The 20,615-nt window shown below is 53.1% G+C and carries 22 protein-coding genes; 9 read left to right on the forward strand and 13 right to left on the reverse strand.

All coding sequences use genetic code 11. The features are described from left to right. Positions 1-61 precede the first annotated feature (61 nt). Together coaD and rsmD are read right to left on the reverse strand one after the other, a co-directional pair. On the reverse strand, positions 62-538 hold the full coding sequence (coaD, locus tag ACJJIP_RS21220) for a pantetheine-phosphate adenylyltransferase (RefSeq protein WP_020413988.1): 477 nt from the start codon (positions 536-538) through the stop codon (positions 62-64). Between the two features lie 102 nt (positions 539-640). Further along, positions 641-1,243 carry a 16S rRNA (guanine(966)-N(2))-methyltransferase RsmD gene (gene rsmD / locus ACJJIP_RS21225; RefSeq protein ID WP_444945934.1) on the reverse strand — a complete coding sequence of 201 codons (603 nt, stop codon included), beginning with the start codon at positions 1,241-1,243 and terminating at the stop codon, positions 641-643. 373 nt (positions 1,244-1,616) lie between these two features. Here rsmD and ftsY point away from each other — a divergent pair, with 373 nt between their 5' ends. The 7 genes from ftsY (at position 1,617) to ACJJIP_RS21260 (ending at position 8,164) form a co-directional block, all read left to right on the forward strand. Continuing rightward, positions 1,617-2,645: a signal recognition particle-docking protein FtsY gene (gene ftsY / locus ACJJIP_RS21230; protein WP_211214942.1), complete on the forward strand. Its 1,029-nt coding sequence runs from the start codon at positions 1,617-1,619 to the stop codon at positions 2,643-2,645. Positions 2,646-2,679: 34 nt separating this feature from the next. Next, positions 2,680-3,366, forward strand: coding sequence for a cell division ATP-binding protein FtsE (gene ftsE / locus ACJJIP_RS21235; RefSeq protein WP_020413991.1), 687 nt, complete (start codon positions 2,680-2,682; stop codon positions 3,364-3,366). Further along, entirely contained in the window at positions 3,347-4,363 is a 1,017-nt protein-coding gene (gene ftsX / locus ACJJIP_RS21240; RefSeq protein ID WP_020413992.1) for a permease-like cell division protein FtsX, read from the forward strand. The genes ftsE and ftsX overlap by 20 nt, the downstream gene beginning before the upstream one ends. A gap of 223 nt (positions 4,364-4,586) precedes the next feature. Next, positions 4,587-5,441 carry an RNA polymerase sigma factor RpoH gene (gene rpoH / locus ACJJIP_RS21245; RefSeq protein ID WP_020413993.1) on the forward strand — a complete coding sequence of 285 codons (855 nt, stop codon included), beginning with the start codon at positions 4,587-4,589 and terminating at the stop codon, positions 5,439-5,441. 111 nt (positions 5,442-5,552) lie between these two features. Next, on the forward strand, positions 5,553-5,930 hold the full coding sequence (locus ACJJIP_RS21250) for a DUF423 domain-containing protein (RefSeq protein WP_444945935.1): 378 nt from the start codon (positions 5,553-5,555) through the stop codon (positions 5,928-5,930). 88 nt (positions 5,931-6,018) lie between these two features. After that, complete coding sequence (gene trmB, locus ACJJIP_RS21255) at positions 6,019-6,810, forward strand: tRNA (guanosine(46)-N7)-methyltransferase TrmB (protein ID WP_444945936.1); 792 nt, start codon at positions 6,019-6,021, stop codon at positions 6,808-6,810. Between the two features lie 475 nt (positions 6,811-7,285). Then, a complete protein-coding gene (locus ACJJIP_RS21260; RefSeq protein ID WP_020413996.1) occupies positions 7,286-8,164 on the forward strand; it encodes an outer membrane beta-barrel protein in 879 nt (292 codons plus the stop codon). Between the two features lie 151 nt (positions 8,165-8,315). Here the strand turns inward: ACJJIP_RS21260 and ACJJIP_RS21265 are convergent, their stop codons facing one another. Next, entirely contained in the window at positions 8,316-10,232 is a 1,917-nt protein-coding gene (locus ACJJIP_RS21265) for an ATP-binding cassette domain-containing protein (protein ID WP_444945937.1), read from the reverse strand. Positions 10,233-10,341: 109 nt separating this feature from the next. On the opposite strand from ACJJIP_RS21265, the gene ACJJIP_RS21270 reads away from it, so the two are divergent. After that, entirely contained in the window at positions 10,342-10,857 is a 516-nt protein-coding gene (locus ACJJIP_RS21270) for a TIGR02444 family protein (protein WP_444945938.1), read from the forward strand. 155 nt (positions 10,858-11,012) lie between these two features. Here the strand turns inward: ACJJIP_RS21270 and ACJJIP_RS21275 are convergent, their stop codons facing one another. After that, the gene (locus ACJJIP_RS21275; RefSeq protein ID WP_020414000.1) at positions 11,013-11,933 is read right to left on the reverse strand and encodes a hypothetical protein; all 921 of its coding nucleotides are present in this window, start codon (positions 11,931-11,933) and stop codon (positions 11,013-11,015) included. 456 nt (positions 11,934-12,389) lie between these two features. Here ACJJIP_RS21275 and bamJ point away from each other — a divergent pair, with 456 nt between their 5' ends. After that, the gene (bamJ, locus tag ACJJIP_RS21280; protein ID WP_020414001.1) at positions 12,390-13,181 is read left to right on the forward strand and encodes an FKBP-type peptidyl-prolyl cis-trans isomerase; all 792 of its coding nucleotides are present in this window, start codon (positions 12,390-12,392) and stop codon (positions 13,179-13,181) included. 184 nt (positions 13,182-13,365) lie between these two features. Here bamJ and ACJJIP_RS21285 read toward each other — a convergent pair whose 3' ends face one another. The 9 genes from ACJJIP_RS21285 to rpmE form a co-directional block, all read right to left on the reverse strand. Continuing rightward, the gene (locus ACJJIP_RS21285; RefSeq protein ID WP_020414002.1) at positions 13,366-13,833 is read right to left on the reverse strand and encodes an Rsd/AlgQ family anti-sigma factor; all 468 of its coding nucleotides are present in this window, start codon (positions 13,831-13,833) and stop codon (positions 13,366-13,368) included. A gap of 170 nt (positions 13,834-14,003) precedes the next feature. Continuing rightward, positions 14,004-14,696: an LrgB family protein gene (locus tag ACJJIP_RS21290; RefSeq protein WP_020414003.1), complete on the reverse strand. Its 693-nt coding sequence runs from the start codon at positions 14,694-14,696 to the stop codon at positions 14,004-14,006. Continuing rightward, on the reverse strand, positions 14,690-15,073 hold the full coding sequence (locus ACJJIP_RS21295; RefSeq protein WP_157533537.1) for a CidA/LrgA family protein: 384 nt from the start codon (positions 15,071-15,073) through the stop codon (positions 14,690-14,692). The genes ACJJIP_RS21290 and ACJJIP_RS21295 overlap by 7 nt, the downstream gene beginning before the upstream one ends. A gap of 35 nt (positions 15,074-15,108) precedes the next feature. After that, positions 15,109-15,600: a disulfide bond formation protein B gene (locus tag ACJJIP_RS21300; RefSeq protein ID WP_020414005.1), complete on the reverse strand. Its 492-nt coding sequence runs from the start codon at positions 15,598-15,600 to the stop codon at positions 15,109-15,111. Next, on the reverse strand, positions 15,597-16,199 hold the full coding sequence (locus ACJJIP_RS21305; protein ID WP_020414006.1) for an acyl carrier protein phosphodiesterase: 603 nt from the start codon (positions 16,197-16,199) through the stop codon (positions 15,597-15,599). The genes ACJJIP_RS21300 and ACJJIP_RS21305 overlap by 4 nt, the downstream gene beginning before the upstream one ends. Before the next feature lie 49 nt (positions 16,200-16,248). After that, positions 16,249-17,832: a glutamate--cysteine ligase gene (gshA, locus tag ACJJIP_RS21310; RefSeq protein ID WP_020414007.1), complete on the reverse strand. Its 1,584-nt coding sequence runs from the start codon at positions 17,830-17,832 to the stop codon at positions 16,249-16,251. Positions 17,833-17,913: 81 nt separating this feature from the next. Then, positions 17,914-18,345: a hypothetical protein gene (locus tag ACJJIP_RS21315; protein ID WP_282952101.1), complete on the reverse strand. Its 432-nt coding sequence runs from the start codon at positions 18,343-18,345 to the stop codon at positions 17,914-17,916. Positions 18,346-18,467: 122 nt separating this feature from the next. Further along, positions 18,468-19,721: a malic enzyme-like NAD(P)-binding protein gene (locus tag ACJJIP_RS21320; RefSeq protein ID WP_020414009.1), complete on the reverse strand. Its 1,254-nt coding sequence runs from the start codon at positions 19,719-19,721 to the stop codon at positions 18,468-18,470. Positions 19,722-20,071: 350 nt separating this feature from the next. Continuing rightward, positions 20,072-20,284, reverse strand: a complete 213-nt coding sequence (gene rpmE / locus ACJJIP_RS21325) for a 50S ribosomal protein L31 (RefSeq protein WP_083922744.1) — start codon at positions 20,282-20,284, stop codon at positions 20,072-20,074. Positions 20,285-20,615 lie beyond the last annotated feature (331 nt).

Consider the following 20,615-nt stretch of genomic DNA (forward strand, 5'->3'; position numbering starts at 1 on the left):
ACACACTCCGCGGATTGTGGAAAAATCCGCTTGAGTGTACCAGAAATAACCAGGTCCGGGCTTAGCGGAATTTCTCCTGGAGTGCGCTCTGTACTGCCGGTGGAACAAACTTGGTGACATCACCGTTCAAAGAGGCAATTTCTCTCACCAGAGATGAGGAAATGTAGGAAAGATGTTCCGCCGGTGTCAGGAACAGGCTTTCCATATTCGGCGCCAGCTGCCGGTTCATATTTGCCAGCTGGAACTCGTATTCGAAGTCGGATACTGCACGCAGGCCACGTAGTACGCCGTAGGCATCTACTTGGCGAACTAGGTCGGCCAGTAGAATATCAAAGCCGATAACTTCCACATTGGGCAGGTGGCCGAGTACCTTCTGGGACAGCTCTACCCTCTCATCCAAAGTGAACAAGGGGTTTTTGCGACTGCTGGCGGCCACAGCAACGATAACGTGGTCAAACAGGCGGCAGGCCCGTTCCACCAGGTCCAGATGGCCATTGGTGATTGGATCAAACGTTCCGGGATAGACGACTTTTTTCATACGCCAAGGCTTTTAGTGCGGGCCGAAAGGGATGCGAATGGTAAACAATTTACGGCTAAGGCTCAAAACCGAATGCATTCATATAATTTCGCTGGCTCCTCGCTATTCAGTTGAGCGTTGTTTAGTGCTGCTATCGCTATATAGACGCATACAAACCTGCCCAGCACGTTTTTCTTTGATTAATTGCCAGTTTGGCAATACTGGGGGAGGCGTGTTGCGAGGGGTTTCAATATATATCAATGCCTCCGCAGATAGATGGCCCTCAAGGGCGCTCAAGCTCTCCTGCCACAGGTCTTTGGCAAACGGCGGGTCAATAAAGACAATATCGTATTGCTTATCACTACTCGCAAGGAAATCGGCTGCCTCGCAGTTATACACCTGGGCTCTCTGTGCGCCCAGCAACTGCAGTTGCTGCTTGAGGGTGCGTGCCGCATGGGGATTCAGCTCGACAAAATCCACTGAGGCAGCGCCGCGGGACAAGGCCTCCAGGCCAAGGGCTCCGGAACCGGCGAATAGATCCAGGCAGTGAGCGGTTGGCAGATAAAACTGCAGCCAGTTGAATAGGGTTTCACGCAGTCGATCGCCCGTGGGCCTCAGTCCCTCTACTGGTGCGAACTGCAGTTTGCGTCCGCGCCACAGCCCTCCGATGATGCGAAGTTGGGAAAGAGGTTGTGGGGTGGGCTTGCGTGATGAACTTCTGGCCAAGGGAACTCTCTACTGGGGGCTTAGCGATGCTAAGATTAGCGTCTTTCTGCAAGCGGTACACCCGGATACACGAATGATCTTTGATTTCCTGCGTAAAAAGAAAAAGCGCAAACCTGAACAAAGCGAGTCCCAGCAGGAGCATGCGGAAGTTGCTGCTGCTTCTGGGGAGCTTTCCAGTGAGCAAGAGTCCTCAGGCCATAAAGAGCCTTCGACTTCGGAAACCGGTGCTCAACTAGCGGGATATGTGTCTCCCCCAGTTGAAGAAAAGCCTACCGCTGTAGGGCGAGAGGAACCTGTCACAGCTCCCGAACAATCAACTGCGGAACAAAAGCCCGCAGAAGTCACGGAGAAAAAAGCTGAAGTTGAACCCAAGCTGCAGCAGGTTGTTGCGGAGCAAGTAGCCGCTGTCGAGCGGGTACCAGAACCGGTAGCGAAACCTGCACAGGTTCAGGAAAAACCTGTTGAGAAAAAGAAAGAGGGCTTTTTTGCTCGCATTCGCCGTGGACTCAGCCGTACCAGCAATCAGTTCGTTGAGGGAATGGGCAATCTGTTTCTTGGTGCCAAGGAAATCGATGAGGATTTACTTGAAGAGCTGGAAACCCAGTTGCTGATGGCAGATGTGGGTGTTGAGGCTACCAGTGAGATTGTTGAGCGCCTGACTGAGCGCGTGTCCCGTCGCGAGCTTGCCGATGGTGATGCCCTGTACCAAGCCCTGCAGCAGGAGCTGGCGGAACTGCTTGAGAGTGTCGATGCGCCGCTGATGATTGATACTGGCAAGAAGCCGTATGTGATTCTGGTGGTGGGAGTTAATGGTGTTGGCAAGACCACGACCATCGGTAAGTTGGCGCATCGCTTTCTCGGTGAGGGTAAGTCGGTCATGCTCGCCGCAGGCGATACCTTCCGCGCTGCTGCTGTGGAGCAGTTGCAGGTTTGGGGCCAGCGCCACGATGTCCCAGTTGTCGCTCAACATACCGGTGCAGACAGCGCATCAGTTATCTTTGATGCGGTCCAGTCAGCTCAGGCCCGCGGCATCGATGTAGTTATTGCAGACACTGCCGGCCGGTTGCATACCAAATCTAACTTGATGGATGAGCTGGCCAAGGTGCGCCGGGTGATGGGCAAACTGGACCCCAGTGCTCCCCATGAAGTGCTGTTGGTACTCGATGCCGGTACAGGCCAGAATGCAATCAATCAGGCCTCCCAATTCCGTGAGGCGGCTGGTGTTACCGGGTTGGTTCTCACCAAATTAGATGGCACGGCCAAAGGTGGGGTGATATTTGCCCTGGCACGCCGTTTCGGCATCCCGGTACGCTTTATCGGTGTGGGGGAACAGGCGGAAGATCTTCAGCCTTTCCGGGCACGTGAGTTCGTTTCGGCACTGTTCGGCCGCGATACCGCCTGACTTTCCTCACAGGGAATAACAAGAATTAGAAACCGTGATCACCTTTGACAATGTGAACAAGCGTTATGCATCGGGGCAAGATGCCCTGGTGCGTATCAGCCTGGAAATTCCCCGCGGGGATATGGTGTTCCTCACCGGTCACTCCGGTGCAGGCAAAAGTACCCTACTGAGATTGGTTACTGCTATAGAGCGCCCCACCAAGGGGACTATCCTAGTTGCCGGGCAAAACCTCAATCGACTGCGTAATAGTCAGGTTCCCTACTATCGCCGCAACCTGGGCATCGTATTCCAAAACCACCAACTTCTCTTTGATCGCAGTGTGTTTGACAACATTGCCCTGCCCCTATCAGTTGCCGGTTGTAATAGGCGCGAACTGGGCCGCCGGGTACGCGCTGCGCTGGACAAGGTGGGCCTCCTGCACAAGGAAAAGCAAAACCCCATTATGTTGTCTGGTGGTGAACAGCAGCGTGTTGGCATAGCCCGCGCTGTAGTGAACAAACCAGCCATCCTGGTAGCCGATGAGCCGACCGGTAACCTTGATCCGCAACTATCCCAGGAAATTATGCAGTTGTTCGCGGATTTTAATGCAGTGGGCGTTACTGTAATGGTGGCGAGTCACGACCTGGAATTGATCGCACGAATGCGTCGGCGAGTATTGACGCTGCAGGCTGGCCAGTTGATTTATGACGGAGTTCCGAGCCGTGAAGCAAACCCAGTCTAGGTCACAGCGCCAGGCCAATCCCAGTGCTGAAAAACGTACGCGCAGTACCGGGGCAGTAGCAGCCCGTACCGATTTTGGCGATTTGTGGCGCAGCTGGCTCGGCCATCATAGAGAGGTGGCGTTGGAATCCCTACGGCGTTTTTTTGCGACCCCCATGGCTAGTATCATGACTGCACTGGTGATAGCGATAGCTTTAGCCCTACCTGCTGCCCTGCAACTGGGGCTAGCGAATTTTCAGCGCGCCGTAGCTGGTTGGGATGGACAACCGCAAATTTCAGTTTTCCTGCATAAGGGTGCGCGGGACGCTGCTGTGGAATCTTTTGCTGCAAAACTACGCAGCGATCCGGCAGTAGCCGAAGTGACTTATATCTCCCCGGAAGAGGCCCTGGCTGAGTTTGAGCAGGCATCGGGGCTCGGTGATGTGCTGGCGGGACTCGATGCGAACCCTCTACCAGCGGTATTGCTATTGCGCCCACGGGATACCCAAGATAATGACAAGTTGCAGATATTGGTGGCGAACTTGCAGCAACAGGCCCTGACTGATTCCGTGGTGTTAGATTTAGCTTGGGTGCAGCGTCTTACCCAGCTTACTGAGCTGGGGCAGCGCCTCTCCGCTGGGCTTGCGGTCCTGTTGGCACTGGGGGTGATCCTGGTGGTAGTCAATACCATTCGTCTACATATCGAGAGCCGCCGCGAGGAGATTCTGGTGGTAAAGCTGGTGGGCGGTACCAATGCCTTTGTGCGCAGGCCCTTTCTCTACAGCGGGCTCTGCTATGGTTTTTGTGGCGGGTTGTTGGCCTGGTTGCTGTTACTGGGTGGCGTACTGCTGTTGTCGGGGCCAATTGCAGGCCTTTCTTCCAGTTATGGAAGTAACTACGCTCTGGCAGGCCCTGGATTCAGCTACTTTTTAGGGCTGACCGCTGGCGCAGCCCTCTTGGGATTGTTGGGTGCCTGGCTGGCGGCAACCCGGCATATTCGGGCTATCGAACCCACTTGACTGGTTAGTTCCATAAAGAATCGTAAAGCTGTTGCAGCAGTGGGAACCCCAGGGGTTGTCCGGCCCTCTAATTGCCCGAAATACAGCGGAATACGGCAATTGGCGGCGGACTTTCTTATCCGCCTGTGCAAGTGCTACACTGAGCCCAGCTTGTCGCCGGAAACAGTATTCGACGACAGCGGCCGGTGGAGCCGGTCGACTAATAAAGAGAGGAGAAACCTGAATGGGAACCAGCCTACAGCCAGTGCATACGCTGTCTCCGGGCGCCAACCTGGGAGCTTATATCCAGACGGTCAGTAGCTTTGATGTACTGACTGCCGAAGAGGAAAAGCGCCTGGCAGAAGACCTCTACTATCGTGAAGATATTAATGCCGCTCGCCAGCTGGTGATGTCCCACCTGCGCTTTGTAGTGCATATTGCCAAGTCCTACTCCGGTTATGGCCTTAATCAGGCCGATCTGGTTCAGGAAGGTAATGTTGGCCTGATGAAAGCCGTCAAGCGCTTTAACCCTGAAAAGGGTGTGCGCCTGGTTTCGTTCGCGGTTCACTGGATCAAAGCCGAGATCCACGAATTTATCCTGCGCAATTGGCGTATTGTGAAGATCGCCACCACCAAGGCGCAGCGCAAGCTCTTCTTTAACCTGCGTGGCCAAAAGAAGAAATTGGCTTGGCTCAGCAATGATGAAGCCAAGGCTGTGGCAAAAGACTTAAACGTGGATGTTGCCCAGGTCCATGAGATGGAAGGCCGTCTCGCTGCTTATGATGCCGCATTCGATGCAGGTGTAGATGACGATGACGATACTGCCTGGCAGGCACCGGCGCATTACCTGGAAGATCGCAGTTTCGACCCAGCCGCCCAGCTGGAGCGTGATAACTGGCAGGAAACCAACCTCAGTAGCCTCGCCCATGCTATGGAGCAACTGGATGAGCGCAGCCGCGATATTATCCAGGCACGCTGGTTGAGTGAGGAGAAGTCCACGCTGCATGAATTGGCTGACAAGTATGGTGTTTCCGCTGAGCGTATCCGCCAGCTGGAAAAGAATGCCATGAAGAAAGTGCGGGCGGCCATGGAGGCCTGAACCCGTATCTTTGTTATTCGGTAGAAAACCGCGCAGTTGCGCGGTTTTTTTATTTCCGTATTTATCGATTTCCTGAGTCTAACCAGGAAGGAAACTGTTGAGGGATAAATAATGGCAAAACTTTACCTGGTGCTCGCCGCACTGTTCGGCGCCAGCGGTGTTGCCCTGGGTGCCTTCGGCGCCCACGGCCTGCGCGATAAGGTGACAGAGAACCTATTGGAGGCCTACAAGACTGGAGTGCAGTACCAGATGCTCCATGCCTTGGCATTGCTTGGCGTGGCTCTGTTAATCCAGAACAGGGGTGTGCACTTGTCACTCACCCTGAGCGGAGCTTTCTTTGTATTTGGCGTAGTGTTTTTTTCCGGCAGTCTCTACGCCCTCGCCCTTGGAGGGCCGCGGTGGCTGGGGCCTGTCACACCAGTTGGTGGGACCCTGATGATTGCCGGTTGGGTTGCATTGTTAATTGCCGCTGCAAATTTCTCCAAATAATCGGGACCAGATTCATTTTTGAGTCGGCGCCCAATTTATCCCAATACCCGAATATAAGAAAACCGTTTCGCATAAGAGGTCGTGAAGAATGCAAGACGAATCCGCGGAAGAGTTCCCCTACCGCACCGAGTACAAGAAAAAGTCCATCCGTAGTTACGTGATCCGCGCAGGGCGAATGACTGAAGGGCAGCGCCGCGCTTTTGATACCTACTGGGGGCAGTTTGGCTTGTCCCTGTTTGATGGTCCTATCAATCCGAGTGAAGTTTTCGGGCGCGAGGCCCCACTGGTTCTGGAAATTGGTTTTGGTATGGGGGACTCCCTGTTCGCGATGGCACAGGCGGAGCCCGACAAGAATTTTATTGGTATCGAGGTGCACCCTCCCGGTGTCGGCAGGTTGATTAATAGTGCCGGTAAAGCTGGGCTGGAAAACCTGCGTGTTTATATGGCTGATGCAGTAGACGTTCTCAACGATTGCATCGGTGAGGGTATCGTGGACAGGTTCCAATTATATTTTCCCGACCCTTGGCACAAGAAAAAGCATCACAAGCGTCGCATTGTGCAGCCAGAATTTGTACGCTTGATTTGTGCCAAACTAAGAACCGCCGGGCTGATGCATATGGCGACAGACTGGCAGAACTATGCCGTGCATATGTTGGAAGTACTCCAGGCGGAGCAGTTGTTAGAAAATACATCTGCCAGCAATGACTATGTTGCGCGGCCCGAGTGGCGCCCGGAAACCAAATTCGAACGTCGAGGCCAGCGCCTGGGCCATGGTGTTTGGGATTTGGTGTATCGGCGTTTGTCCGGTGAAGCTCCCGCTCAGCGAGTGGCTAGCATAGAGAGTGAAGTCAGTTCCACTTATGATCCTGGTGGAGAATAGTCTCTAGTACTTAGAGCGAGAGTATGGTCACTGGTGATATTACCCGTTCCACCAGTGATCAGTTTTGAAATATCGCAGTCTCTACAAAATTATCTGCCAGTTTTTCCCGGTAGTTTCCGATCTTCGCTGACATCGGAGATTCTAAAAGGCAATCCTGCCAAAACTTATCCAGTTCACAGGCACAATACTGTTTTGTGTAGCGGCAAAATATTGCATTCAGGACCGCCGAAGGTACTGTTTGTTAATGGCCATGAATGCCACTACATTGTTGGCGTCGGCATCGGTTATCTCTCCTGTCCTTATCGCTATCTTTTCCTATTTCCAGTCTATGATGCTAATACTGGGCGAGGCATCAAATACGAATTCGTATTAAGAGTATTTAAAAAATATACCAATAAATTCGATTTCGTTGCTAAGTACCCATTCGAATAAAAGCCTTGGGGGGTTGGTTCGAAAAGGAATTTCGGTGTCTCTAATGAGAAAGCGTCTCTCGCTTCTTTCAATTTTGTATGGCGTTTTATTTTCTCTTCTTTTTACAAGTTCAGGGGCCTCTGCTGATTTTGTTGGCACACTGAATCTCTACGCCAATGGTGGTAAACATTGGTTTAACAGTGACCGACTAAATGGGACACCCTTTCATGGATTAAAACTGCGGGACACCACTGGTGGCGGTGGCGGCCTGGGATTCAATATGACCAACTACTGGGCCATGGAGGGAGTGGTTGATTACTTTGTAGTGAATGTAGATGAAATTCCTGAAAAGGTTGAAGTATACAATTACCATTTGGATCTGCTTTATCAATTTGGTGGCCAGTTCTGCGGCGACTTTTGCTGGCAACCCTACGTAGCTTTCGGGATTGGCGAAATTCGTATTAACTACGATGATGCACCAAAAAAACATTACAGGGATAAAGACGGCAAGTATCGGTATGACTGTGAGTACAAACGTAAATACCCTTATACGCACCTCTACCCAAAGTACGTTTGCAATTGGCATGATAGCCAGACTATGGTCAATCTGGGTATTGGAGTGAAGTACAGTCTGGGGCCTCGTTGGCAGGCACGTGCTGATATACGTCTTTTTCAAGGGGTGGAAGAAGGTGGCCTGGATGGTTTTGCTAGTGTCGCAGTAGGCTATCAGTGGCTTGAGTACCCGGATTTTTGGTATGACGAGGATGCCGATAGTGTGATTGATGCAACAGACCAATGTCCACAGACACCAGTTGGTGTGGATGTGGGGCCTGACGGTTGTCCTATCGACTCAGACTTTGATGGTGTACCTACCTATATAGACCAGTGTCCGAATACACCGATTGGTATTGCGGTGGATGAATACGGTTGTATCCGCAGCTAAAAACTGGCGGTTTCCACTTTTTTGGAAAACCGCCTTACGCGGTGCCATCCAGATAAGGGATGCCCGTGATGTAACATTGTGATGGCGGTTTCAGGTACATCATCCGGGCAAAGTGCCCTTCTAAGGCTGTAAGAATAGGTGGGTAGAGGTGTTACTCTCCACGCAACTCTTCCACCTGTTCAGAAATTTCAAGCCACTCCATTTCCAGGGTATCAAGAATTTCGCGCTGCTCTGACTGCACTTTATTGAGGCGGGAGATTTCCTCCTGCTGGCCGCCGCTATACAGATTTTCGTCTGCAAGCTTTTCCTGAGCCTGGTTCAGTTTCTTCTCTGCTGTAGAGATTTGCCGTTCAATCGTTTTCAGCTTATTGGTAAGAGGCTTTAGCTGTTCTCGTAGCGCGGCAGCGGCGCGGCGCTGTGTTCTTTTGTCTTCAGCAGACCTCTCGGGAATTTCGTTATTATCGGTGAATTTCTCGTCGCGCCGTTTATCCCGGTTAAAGCTCAGCAACCACTGTTTGTAGTCATCGAGATCACCGCTAAAGGGTTCAGCGCGGCCATTGGCAACCAGAATAAACTCATCGGTAGTATTGGCAAGCAGATGACGATCATGGGAAACCAGAACCATCGCACCGGGAAACTCCGCAAGTGCCATGGTTAAAGCGTGGCGCATCTCTAGATCGAGGTGGTTGGTGGGCTCGTCGAGCAATAGCAGATTGGGTTTCTGCCAAGCCAGGATAGCCAACGCCAGGCGCGCCTTCTCGCCGCCGGAAAAACCAGCGACGGTTTCAAAAACCCGATCTCCGACAAAGCCATAGCCACCTAGGAAATCCCGCAGTGATTGTTCACTGGCATTTGGGCTTAAGCGTTGCAGGTGTAGTAGTGGCGAGGCGGCTCCGTCGAGGGCTTCCAGCTGGTGCTGGGCAAAGTAGCCAATTGCCAGGTGTTCTCCACATTGGCGCTCGCCACTCAGTGGCAGCAGCTCCCCGGCGAGGGTTTTGATCAGTGAAGATTTACCTGCGCCGTTGGGACCAAGCAGGCCAATGCGGCGACCGGGCTGGATACCCAGTTGTACCTTGCTCACCACTACCTTGTCGGCATAGCCGATATCCGCTTCGCGCAGATCGATCAGCGGGTTGGAGGTTTTCTCTGCGGAAGGCAGGGTGAAGTGAAAGGGGGAGTCCACATGGGCTGGGGCAATCTGGGCCATGCGATCGAGTGCCTTAATGCGACTCTGTGCCTGTTTGGCCTTGCTCGCTTTGGCGCGGAAACGCCGCACAAAGTCTTCCATGTGCGCACGTTCGACCTGCTGCTTTTCGAACTGGATTTGTTGCTGTGCCAGGCGCTCTGCGCGTGTGCGCTCGAAGGCGCTGTAATTACCGCTATAGAGCACCAGTTTTTGTTGTTCAAAACTGACAATGCCATCGACGACCGCATCGAGAAAATCGCGGTCGTGGGAAATAATCAGCAGGGTACCGGGAAAGCGCTGTAACCACTGCTCCAGCCACAGGGTTGCATCTAGGTCCAGGTGGTTGGTGGGCTCGTCGAGCAACATCAGATCAGCGGGGCACATCAGCGCCCGCCCCAGGTTGAGGCGAATACGCCAGCCCCCGGAAAAGCTGCGTACTGGCTGCTGTTGATCTGCGTGGGAAAATCCCAGTCCATCGAGCAGCTGTGCGGCGCGCGCTGGCCCGCTGTAGCCATCGATACTGGCCATACGCTCGTGCAGCTCTCCCAGCTTATGGCCATCGGTATCATCACTATTTTCCGCCTGGGCCAATTGTCTTTGCAGTTGGCGAAGCTCTTGATCGCCATCGAGAACATAATCAAGGGCGGATTGTTCACTGGCTTCAACTTCCTGGGCCATATGCGAGATACGCCAGGTGCTCGGTAGGTCTACCTGACCTGCATCGCTTTCCAGCTGGCCGAGTAAAAGCTTAAATAAGGTTGACTTGCCGCAGCCATTCGCACCGATAATTCCCACTTTGTGGCCGGGAAATATACGGCAATCTGCGCTGTCCAACAGGTCACGTTCACCCCGATGCAGGGAGACACCTTGCAAATTGATCACTGGAAAAACCTCATATGAACAGGCCGATGGGTGCTAGGCTATTCGACGTATTTGAATTCAATCGCCGCCTCTACATAAGCGCCGATCAACAAAAGGTCGGGATTCTAACGTGACAAATAGTTCACCTCCATCTTCTGCTCAGGAAAACCCTCTGTGGCAGTTCAGCTTGGAATTTTACCGCCATGAAGAGGTGGAGGAATTCCTACTCAGTTGCCAGGATAAAAAAGGTGCGGATGTGTGCTTGATGCTGTGGGCGAGCTATGCCACTGCCTGTGGTCATCAGCTGAGTGAAGAGGGTTGGCGTGTTGCGGATCGTGGCCTGGCGCCGAGGCGTAGGATAATCACGAGTGTTCGTCACCTGCGACGCTTGCTGGGGCGCTTTCGCCCCCACAGCCTGCGGATTTATGATTTATTTAAACGCTATGAGCTGAATCTTGAGCGCTTGCAGTTAGCAGCTCTTTGGAAAATCTGCGTTGAGGAGTGGCCGGGGGATCGTCCTGCCCTGGAGCTGGCTGGGCAGCAGTATGGTCTGCTACAAAAAGAGCAGGCCTACTGGTCAGAGTTGATAGAGAGTTTTATGACACAATCGAGAAGTCTGGGTAAGACAAAAACCAACAGTCCATAAGCGCCGGGCTTAACAGGGACCTGTTTGTGGGATGAACTCACATGACCTGTCTGGAGAACGGAGTCGCATAAGGCAAAAATCTGCTAAGTTTGCGCCCTTGCCGCCAATCGAGAGCGTTGGTCGGCTGGGCGCAGTAAATCAATTGCCTGAAGCCCTCACTCGCTGCTACGGTTTTCCGAGGAGAACAGGCTGTTGGCGGGAGTGGTTGGTGTAATAGTTGGGTTAGGAGGTGTGGACTCCACCGGCTTCTTCTCTTCGGTAGCTACAAAGGCTTTTGCTTCCTTTGGAGCTTTTTCTACGGTAACGGAGTCACCGCCTTTTGCCTGCACAGGCTTTTCAGATCTAGGCTTAGCCGCAACAGAAGCTTTTGCTGTTGAAGCAGCTTTGGCTGAGGTTGCTTTTTTGCTGGCGGGCTTTGTCGCTTTGTGAGTAGTGCTGACTTTAGCGGGTTTGGCAGCGGCTTTCTTCGCAGTGGAATTTGTAGCTTTTGCAGTGCTTTTGCGTACGCTGGCCTTTTTAGTAGCAACTTTCTTTTCAGTAGCTTTTTTAGCTCCTGGTTTTTTGCTCGTTTTAGTACCAGCTGCTTTCACAGCTTTAGTGGCAGTTTTTGCTGTAGCCTTTTTAGCTCCAGCAGTTTTTTTAACTACTGGAGCCTTCTTAGCTTTGGGTTGCTTCTTAGCGAGCTCTTTTTCTGTTCTGGCTGCGATTTTGCGCACTGCTTCTGCAGCTTTAAGCTCGGCTTTAGCCAGGGATTGACTATCTTTGGCCTCCGCTGCCGAACTCTTAGCCAATTGGAATACTTCATTGAGTTTTTCCACATTGGCTTTGGCGGTATCGACTCGTTTTCGTGCAGCGGCGGTCTTGGCCGTTTTAGCCGCGGCGCGGGCTTCGCTAAGCTTGGTTTTGGCCTTGGCCAGTTTTTCCTTTGCCGAAGTCAGAGCTTTTCCGGCTTTTAATACCGCCTTGCCGGCATCGGTGACTTTTTTATTGCGGGCTTTATCCAGTTTTGCAGAGAGCTTGGAAATTTGTGCTTCCAGCTCTGCGACCGGATTGACAGCTTTTCGTTTGGCAGCCATGAGTAAATGTCCTGACGTTTATTATCGATTGGCACTTCCGGGTGGTGCACTAGCCTTGCCTTAAATACGATCGATACCGCTGAAGAAGAGACGCGCGCACTGCAATATTGCCCCAAAACTGAAAAGCACCTCAAACAGTCCAGAACAATAACCGGTGACTCGTCGATAATAGCGCTGTTTTTAATAAAAATGTATGCCGAGTGCGGTGAAAAAAGCGCGGGTTGCGTTTTTTTATGGAAGAGACCGGAACTGGCATAGGGAATGTGGTGTCCTGCACAGTGTGAAAGTCATCGGTATGCACTGGCTGTCGCCTTGGGTTAGACTTGAGCGCACTGGCGGATAGCGTGCGCCTAGCGGCTGGAGGCCGCAACAGCATTGCCCGAGAAACCGCTGATGGCGTTGGACCAAGGTCAAGCGCGAATCCATAAACGCAATACGGACAAAGAGACAACATCCATGAATAAATACCCTTTGGCTGCAGCAATTGCCCTTGGCCTGGCGCTGACCGGCTGTAACGAACAGGGATCCAAGCAGGAAAAAGAAGTTACCCTGGATACCCAGGAGAAGAAGGTCAGCTATATCATTGCTGAAGATATGGCCAAGCGTCTTCAAGCCCAGGACGTGAAGCTGGACCCTCAGGTGGTGTTGATGGCACTCAATGATGTTGCCAGTGACCATGAATCGCGTCTGACAGACGAAGATAAGCAACAGACCATTGCTGCTTTCCAGGAGCAGATGCAGAAGAAGCAGCAGGAAATGCTGGCCAAGCAGGAACAGGAGTTTAAGGAAACTGCTGATAAAAACCTGACTGAAGGAAAGGCGTTCCTCGAAGAGAATGCGAAAAAGGAAGGTGTGATTACCACTGATTCAGGCCTGCAGTACAAAGTGATTACTGAAGGTTCCGGCAGCAAGCCTTCCGCCAGCAGCACTGTTGAAGTCGACTACAAAGGTACCTTGATTAACGGTGAGGAGTTTGACAGCTCCTACGCCCGTGGTGAGCCGGTACAGTTTCCGGTAAACGGCGTTATCAAAGGTTGGACTGAAGCCCTGCAACTAATGAAGGAAGGTTCCAAGTGGGAACTTTATATTCCTTCTGAATTGGCATATGGCCCCGGTGGTGCCGGTGGCAAAATCGGCCCGAATGCGACCCTGATTTTTGAAGTGGAGTTGCACAAGGCCAATGTTGGCGGTGAAGAAGAGCCCAAGAAAAAAGAAGAAGAAAAGAAGGAAGAGCCAAAGTCTGAATAATCTGACTTTTTAGACTTTACTGAAAAAGGGTGCCTAAAGGGCGCCCTTTTTTATTTTTTGGTAGGAATCTTTTGAGCGCTAGTAAACCGCTTTCGAATAACCAATAGAAAATTGTAAATACATTTAGTTTCACAGTAACAGGAGTTAAATTGCGAACTATAAGAGCGGTTTTTTATTGCTGCTTTCAGACAATCTGGTTTTTATGTGCGGTATGCAGCAGGGCGATCATCTTGTCTTCGGAGCTAAATCGAGTTTCCAACGCCTCCCCGAGTTCGGATAGATCCGGGGCCAGGCTGGAGAGATCATCTGTCTCTAAGTACTTATCATTGAAATCGACGGCGATGTCTGTCGTTGTATCGATATCTTTGTACAGCTCACAGGCTTTTTTAAGTCCCGACTTGTCATCGAATGCCTGGCCCTCTCGCATTAATTGCTCATAGACTTCAAAGTGACCTGCCGAGACATAATCCACCAACAGCTGGCACAACTGGCGCACACGATCCTCAGTTTCAGGGTCGTCTTCACTGAACTCTTTTTTTTCAGAGAGATGATAGAAGCTCACCAGCAAATTTTGCCGCGACTGTAACCAGCGGTCGATTATTTCGCTTACACCACCCCAGCGCTCCCGCGCCGATTTGCAATTTTCCAGCATCTCCAATATGTCCCTTTGTTACTGTTGCCGCAGTGGCCAGCTTTATTGCCGATGTCGAAGACTTTATGGAAGATAGGAGATTCCCCCGCCGGCAGCAAGATAGAGGGGGTAAACTACGCCAAAATACTGTGACAGATGTGCGAATTCGATTATGGGGAATTGAAAGCTGTTCAGCTACTGATAATCAGCGGCAGGACCAGTGCAGTCAGCGCGCCGCAGAGTCCCATGGCAAGGGCAGAGCAGGCGCCACAAAGGGCACTGATTTCGAAAGCGCGAGCGGTGCCTACGGCATGTGCGTTTATACCTAGAACCACCCCGAGGATACGCTTATCGCGAATACCGAGCAGAGTTAGTAACGGTGGTCCGGCCAGGGCACCAACCACTCCAGTGAGGACTACGATGCCCGCGGTGAGGCTCAATGCTGCGTGGATTTTTTCGGCCAAAGCCAGGGCAATCGGGGTAGTGACAGATTTGCCGCTGAGAGCCAGTAATACGGATTCCCCGGCGCCAAATAAAAGGGCGATTATGATAGCGACAACCGGTGCCAGGACTGCCCCTACGGCAATCGTTACCAGCAGTGGCCAGCCGGCCCGGCGAATCACTGCCAGATTCTGTTTCAGTGGCACTGCCAGGGCCACTACTGCTGGACCGAGTAGTGCGTAGAGCAGTGTACTGGAGTGCTGATAATCGCTGTAGGGAATATTCAAGGTATGGAGCAGCGCCGCTACTATCAGGCTGGCGGTCACTATTGGGTGCAATAGTACTGTACCGCTGCGGCGGTAAAAGTACACGCCGATACAGAAAGCCACCAGACTCAGCGGTAAGGCAAACAGAGAGCTGTGCAGCCAGTTAGCCACTACCATTTACTACCGGCCTTGTTTAATAGCCTCTGCAGTAGCATGGCGCACAGGACTAGGCTGATTAGGGTGCCGATTACAACCGCAGCGATCAGCGCAAGCCAGTCTGCGGGGGCAAGGTCACGTAGAAAAAAGACGCCCACTGCAGCGGGCAGGAAAAGTAGTGGCAACAGGAAGAGCAGCTGGGCACTGATTTGGGCGAGGCCACGTGGTATGCCTCCATTCACCATCAACCCAAATAGTAGCAGTAGCATACCTACCACCGCGCCGGGAACAGGAAGTGCGAGCATTGTGCTGGCAAGGGTGCCGAGGCGTTCACAACCAAACAGAATGGCGGTGCCAATCAGCCAGTGAAATATGTTGCTCAGGGCGGGTGGAGTCATTTTGGAGTGCGGCCCGGTGGAGCCGCCATTTTTTATCAAGCTTTGCGGAATGCCTGCCAGGCACCGAATAGGACCAGGCCGCCAAAGCCGATCGCGGACCAGCCGGGGATACTCAGGCCCATCATTGTCCACTGGACTTCTGCACAGTTACCGTCACCACTCAAAAGTGCCTTGAGAACATCGGCCATGGGAAAAACTTCCAGCATGTAACTCACGCTGGGACCACAGGCGGGCACCTGGTCTTCGGGTAGGCTCTGCAACCATAACTGGCGGCCGGCAAAGTAAAGTCCGCCCAGGGCCCAGATGGATACCAGCAGACCGTAGACGCGCCTGCCTATGGTGGCCGGGTTGTGCAGGAAGGCAATCAGGGAAACCACTCCCACACCGAGCAGCATTACCCTTTGGGTGATACAGAGCTTGCAGGGCTCCAGGCCGCGAACGTATTCCAAGTAGAACGCAGAGCCCAGCAGGAAGGCAACCATTAGGAAAACAATCAGAAAAGTGATGCGTGGGTTGGGTAAGGTCATGATTTATCAGATCCTGAATAATGCTGCCGAAACCGGGAGGCTTCGAGATTCAAGTCGGTCAGTAGTTTATTGAAATTGTGTTCCAGCTTTTCGCGCCCGGCGATCAGCTCGGGCAGCATTTCCTGTAGGGCCACCGGGCGGCGCAAGCGCTGCCCAACCCGCTCCAAAGTGAGGGCTACCACTTGCTCTTCGCGGTAGCTCTGCAGCAGTTTAAACTGCTCAGCACGCGCCATAAACGCTTTGGCTTGCGGCGGAATATACGCGCTGTCGCTGCGAAAGTCTCTCCAGCATTCGGTACAGAACTCTTCCAGGTTCTGTGGGTGCCATGTGTGCCAATTTTGTGCCAGCAGGTGATCGAACCAAATATCCAGCGCAATACCGGCATAGCGGCGCCACCTGGGGTCCAGGCTTGCCAGGGCGTCGCGGTAGGCGGTATGTTCATCCGTACTCGCATCAATCCGCCGGTGCAACTTGATGCCGGCCTCAATGGCTGCGGGCCTTTCGCCAACCAGTGGTCCTTTGACAAAGTCACCCAGGAGTCCACCCAGGCGCCAGCGCGCTTCGGGGCCGGACAGCAACAGGTGTGCGAGGTAGTTCATACTATCGATCCGTTCGAGCCCGCACACCCGGTCAGACGCCGGTGGCCGACTAGTCCTGACAACAAATATATTGTGCGTAGTAGTGGCTGAGGAACTCCTCAAAAGAGCCTTTATCTTCCGCTTCCACCTGCTTTTGCCTGAGCAGCGATTCCTCAGCTTGACGGGAGAAGTCCCGGACTGAATCGCTGTCGAGAGGGCGCTCGAGAAAGTAGTGTCGATGCTGCTCGGCTTTTTCCATGGCCCATTGGTAGAAGCTCAGTTTCTGCGCATCCATCTCGGCTAAGATCTGCTGCGCAGGAGTGGGGATTTCCCCCTTCACTTTTGCACGCTGAACGCCAACGGCACAGCGGTACTGGTCGCCACCCCAAGCACTGTCGAGCAGCTCAGCAACGGAGTTCATCTCCCCCAAAAGCTGAGAAGCCCAGTCTTCGAGTTTGCGCTCGCCATTGCCGGAGCGCAGCAACAGGCCTGGCTCGTTGCCGCGATAGACAATGCGCTGCTGGTTTTCCTGGGTAGCGCGATAGTCGGTATCGTTGGTTTTGGGGCTTTCTGTGAGCAGGCAGTGAAGCAGGAAGCTGTCGAGGAAACGCATCTGCTGGGCATCAATACCCAGAGGCATAAACGGGTTTAGATCGAGGCAGCGGACCTCGACATACTCGACCCCGCGATTGTTCAGAGCAGCCAGGGCTGTCTCACCGCGCTTGGCCGGATTTTTGGGCCTAATGGGCGAATAGAATTCATTTTCGATCTGCAGTATGCCGGTAGACAGCTGTTGGTAATTTTCATCGCCATCTTTCACTCCCATCTCCTGATAGGGGCCGTAGGGACGACTGATGGCAGAACATAATGTTGAGAGGTAGCTGCGCAGGTTGTTGTAGCAAACGATCAGGGATTGCTGCACATCACTGTTGTAGCCCAGGTCGCCCATACGCAGTGAGGTGGCATGGGGGACGTGTAAAGTATGGCTATCGCCGTTAAACGCCTCAAGCTTGTGTTCACGCCCTTCCACAAAAGACGAGCACACAGCTGGCGCTGCGCCAAACAGATAAATCAACAGCCAGTAATTGCGGCGGAAATTACGGATCAAATCAAAGTAGCGACGGGTCTTGAATTCACTCAAGGACTCGCTGCTGCCCTCGAGCTCGTGCAACCACAGCCAGAAATCATCGGGCAGAGAAAAGTTGTAATGGATACCGGCGATCGTCTGCATGGCGCGGCCGTAGCGTAGGCCAAGACCGAGCCGATAAATAGTTTTCATGGCACCGCTATGGGAATTGCCGTAACGGGCTACCGGGATATCATTATCGGTACCGATTACACAGGGCATGCTGTTGACCCACAGGCGCTCATCGCCGATCTGGCTATAGGTGTAGCGGTGGATACGGTCGAGTATCCGCAACGCCTCCTCGGGGGTGGCTACCGGCGGTGTGATAAATTCCAGCAGCGCCTCGGAAAAATCGGTAGTGATACTCTCGTGGGTGAGGGCTGAGCCCAGTGTTTGCGCATGGGGGGTTGCCGCCAAGGTACCGTCACTGGCAACCCGCAAGCTCTCTTTCTCGAGTCCACGGCGTATGCCCTTGAGTAATTGCACAGGTTTGGCCTGAGACAGGGCGGCCAGATGGGGAATAGGCACTCGAATCTCCTTGGTACTACCGGAACTTTCTCTTGCATCGCTGGATAGAGCGACTGGTGCCGGTTCAGTGAGAGTTACCGCTCAAGCGGCTGACTCTGATTCCGATGTTTTCTCGCTGGGATGAGCGGGCGTTTCTTCTGGGGGTTGCTCAGGTACAACCTCGGGAGCCGGTTCCGGGGATACCTCCGGCTCTGCCTGGGGCTCCAGCTCAGGAGGTTCCTGCGCAGGCATTTCCTCTGGCGTGTTCGGCTCAATTTCCGGGTCACCCTGCAGAGTAGAAATGTCGGCAAGGGCCTCTTCTGGTACTAGCGGTTGTCCCTTGTTATTCAGCTCACATTGCAGCAATTCGATGCGCAGGCTGACATCACGTGTGTTGGCTTCGAACATCTGATTGATGGCGACGTCTTTGTGTTCGCTGCGAAACAGTTTATTGGGCTCACGGCCATCCAGCCATTCACCACTTTTGCTCAGGAACTGCTGGTGCTGATTGGCCAGCACATACACATGACTCATTATGTTGGGCAACTTTGATGCTGTGACAGAAAGGCAGTTTAGCGACGGGTGCTGTATGGCTCAAGGAGTCCGTGAGAGCGAACGCGGCAAACGCCCGCTCCCACGGGGTGAGGTGGGGATGGCTATACAGATTTCAGCGGGTAGTGCTCGGGGTAAGGCAGGCGAGCACAGCCACTATCCACTGCCGCGCGGGCTACTGCAGCAGCGACCTCGGGCAGCAGGCGCGGGTCTGTGGGCTTGGGCAAAATATAGTTGTAGCCAAAGCTTAGTTCTATACCACCGTAGCCTTCACGAACTGAGTCGGGAACGGGCAGGTGGGCAATTTTGCGGATGGCTTCGATTGCCGCGAGTTTCATCTCTTCATTGATCCGTGCCGCACGTACATCCAGAGCGCCGCGGAAAATAAAGGGGAAGCACAGCACATTATTGACCTGATTTGGATAGTCCGAACGCCCGGTAGCCATAATCAGGTCTTCGCGCACACTGTGGGCCAGCTCCGGCTTGATTTCCGGGTTGGGGTTGGAGCAGGCAAAGACTACCGGCCTGGGTGCCATTCGTTGCAGCTGCTCGGCAGATAGCAGGTCTGGTCCGGATACGCCGAGGAACACATCCGCGTCGGCTATGGCATCGTCGAGGGTGCGCATATCGGTATCCCGTGCCCACTCGCCTTTGTAGGCGTTGATATCGGTGCGCCCGGAGTGGATTACCCCACGGCTGTCGAGCATGGTGATTTGCTCTTTGCGCGCACCGGCAGCCAACATTAGCTTGCAGCAGGCGGTAGCAGCTGCGCCAGCGCCCAGGCATACCATGCGCACTTCGCTGATTTTTTTACCCTGGATTTCCAGTGCATTGAGCATTCCCGCTACGGTCACAATAGCTGTGCCGTGTTGGTCGTCGTGGAATACCGGTACCGGGCAGCGCTCTATCAGTGCCTCTTCAATATGGAAGCACTCCGGCGCCTTTATATCCTCAAGGTTGATGCCGCCAAAGGTATTGGCGATAGCGGCAACAGTCTGGATAAATTGCTCCGGGCTATTGACGTCCACCTCGATATCCACCGAATTGATATCGGCGAAGCGCTTGAACAGAAGTGATTTCCCCTCCATAACGGGCTTGGAAGCCAATGGCCCCAGATTGCCGAGGCCGAGAATGGCGCTGCCATTAGAAATAACAGCTACCAAGTTGCCCTTACCAGTGTATTGATAAGCGGCCTCTGGGTCTTTGGCTATCTCGCGTACCGGTTCGGCTACCCCTGGGCTATAGGCCAGGGACAGGTCCTCTTGGGTTTCGGCGGCAGTAGTCAGCTCAACTGAAAGTTTGCCGGGAGTGGGGAGCGCGTGGTAATCGAGCGCTGCCTGGCGCAATGAATCCGTCATTTGGGGGCTATTCTCTCGAAAACTTGGGATAACGCTGCGGTGCTATCCCGGTTACTGCGGGTGCCAGAGAATAACCGAGGGGCACTTGTAGCCACAAGCTTAATGGAAGGCTAAAACTAGTACTTCTTACTATTTTGCCCTTAGTAAGTGGCTAATTTCAGGATGATCAGTTGCAAATGTGTGATTTTGAAGGATAAATTTATCGTCAAAATCGACAACATTAAGCAATTCGAATCGATTTTGCCCGTGGGGCATACCTTTGAGCAGATATAGGTATTAAGGGTAAAAAAAAAGGCATTGGGGTGGCCCCAATGCCCTCTTCCGAGATGCCAGGCATCCCAATGTTCGGTTTACTTGCCGATGCGGCTGCCGAAACGCTTTTTGAAGCGGTCCACGCGTCCACCGGTAGTAGCCTGCTTTTGCTTGCCAGTGTAGAAGGGGTGGCACTGGGAGCACACATCGATCTGCAGGTCTTTGCCCAGGGTAGAACGGGTTTTGACTACGTTGCCGCAGGAGCAAGTGGCGGTGATGTCGGTGTAGTTAGGATGGATATCTGCTTTCATGATTGCCTCTTTTCGAAACCGCCACTCGATCTGTTGCCGGGCACGGTATCGTCGTTGGAGCAGGAACCGGACCGGTTCCAGGCTGATTAAAAAGTCGGCGCATACTATCAGATTAGCGTCGGGGTTCAAGTCCAAATACCGGGACCTAGCCAGTCACTAAATTGCTATTTATTCAGCCAATGGACTTATCTGGATATCTCGGTATTGCCTCTTTGGGGTGTTGGTAAGCATAGGGCCGGGCCTGGCTTAGGAAGGCTAACCGACCTGGTGGTTACACATTGCCATATAAAAAAGTAATCGGCCTCTGTATCTTGCCGGAGCAGTCAGTACA

The sequence above is a fragment of the Microbulbifer variabilis genome (assembly GCF_052467165.1).

Bases quoted from the DNA above. Each gene is read 5' to 3' on its own strand.
- coaD (WP_020413988.1), bottom strand. From the start codon at position 538: ATGAAAAAAGTCGTCTATCCCGGAACGTTTGATCCAATCACCAATGGC.
- rpoH (WP_020413993.1), top strand. From the start codon at position 4,587: ATGGGAACCAGCCTACAGCCAGTGCATACGCTGTCTCCGGGCGCCAAC.
- ACJJIP_RS21250 (WP_444945935.1), top strand. From the start codon at position 5,553: ATGGCAAAACTTTACCTGGTGCTCGCCGCACTGTTCGGCGCCAGCGGT.
- trmB (WP_444945936.1), top strand. From the start codon at position 6,019: ATGCAAGACGAATCCGCGGAAGAGTTCCCCTACCGCACCGAGTACAAG.
- ACJJIP_RS21260 (WP_020413996.1), top strand. From the start codon at position 7,286: ATGAGAAAGCGTCTCTCGCTTCTTTCAATTTTGTATGGCGTTTTATTT.
- ACJJIP_RS21275 (WP_020414000.1), bottom strand. From the start codon at position 11,933: ATGGCTGCCAAACGAAAAGCTGTCAATCCGGTCGCAGAGCTGGAAGCA.
- bamJ (WP_020414001.1), top strand. From the start codon at position 12,390: ATGAATAAATACCCTTTGGCTGCAGCAATTGCCCTTGGCCTGGCGCTG.
- ACJJIP_RS21285 (WP_020414002.1), bottom strand. From the start codon at position 13,833: ATGCTGGAAAATTGCAAATCGGCGCGGGAGCGCTGGGGTGGTGTAAGC.
- ACJJIP_RS21290 (WP_020414003.1), bottom strand. From the start codon at position 14,696: ATGGTAGTGGCTAACTGGCTGCACAGCTCTCTGTTTGCCTTACCGCTG.
- ACJJIP_RS21295 (WP_157533537.1), bottom strand. From the start codon at position 15,073: ATGACTCCACCCGCCCTGAGCAACATATTTCACTGGCTGATTGGCACC.
- ACJJIP_RS21300 (WP_020414005.1), bottom strand. From the start codon at position 15,600: ATGACCTTACCCAACCCACGCATCACTTTTCTGATTGTTTTCCTAATG.
- ACJJIP_RS21305 (WP_020414006.1), bottom strand. From the start codon at position 16,199: ATGAACTACCTCGCACACCTGTTGCTGTCCGGCCCCGAAGCGCGCTGG.
- ACJJIP_RS21315 (WP_282952101.1), bottom strand. From the start codon at position 18,345: ATGAGTCATGTGTATGTGCTGGCCAATCAGCACCAGCAGTTCCTGAGC.
- ACJJIP_RS21320 (WP_020414009.1), bottom strand. From the start codon at position 19,721: ATGACGGATTCATTGCGCCAGGCAGCGCTCGATTACCACGCGCTCCCC.
- rpmE (WP_083922744.1), bottom strand. From the start codon at position 20,284: ATGAAAGCAGATATCCATCCTAACTACACCGACATCACCGCCACTTGC.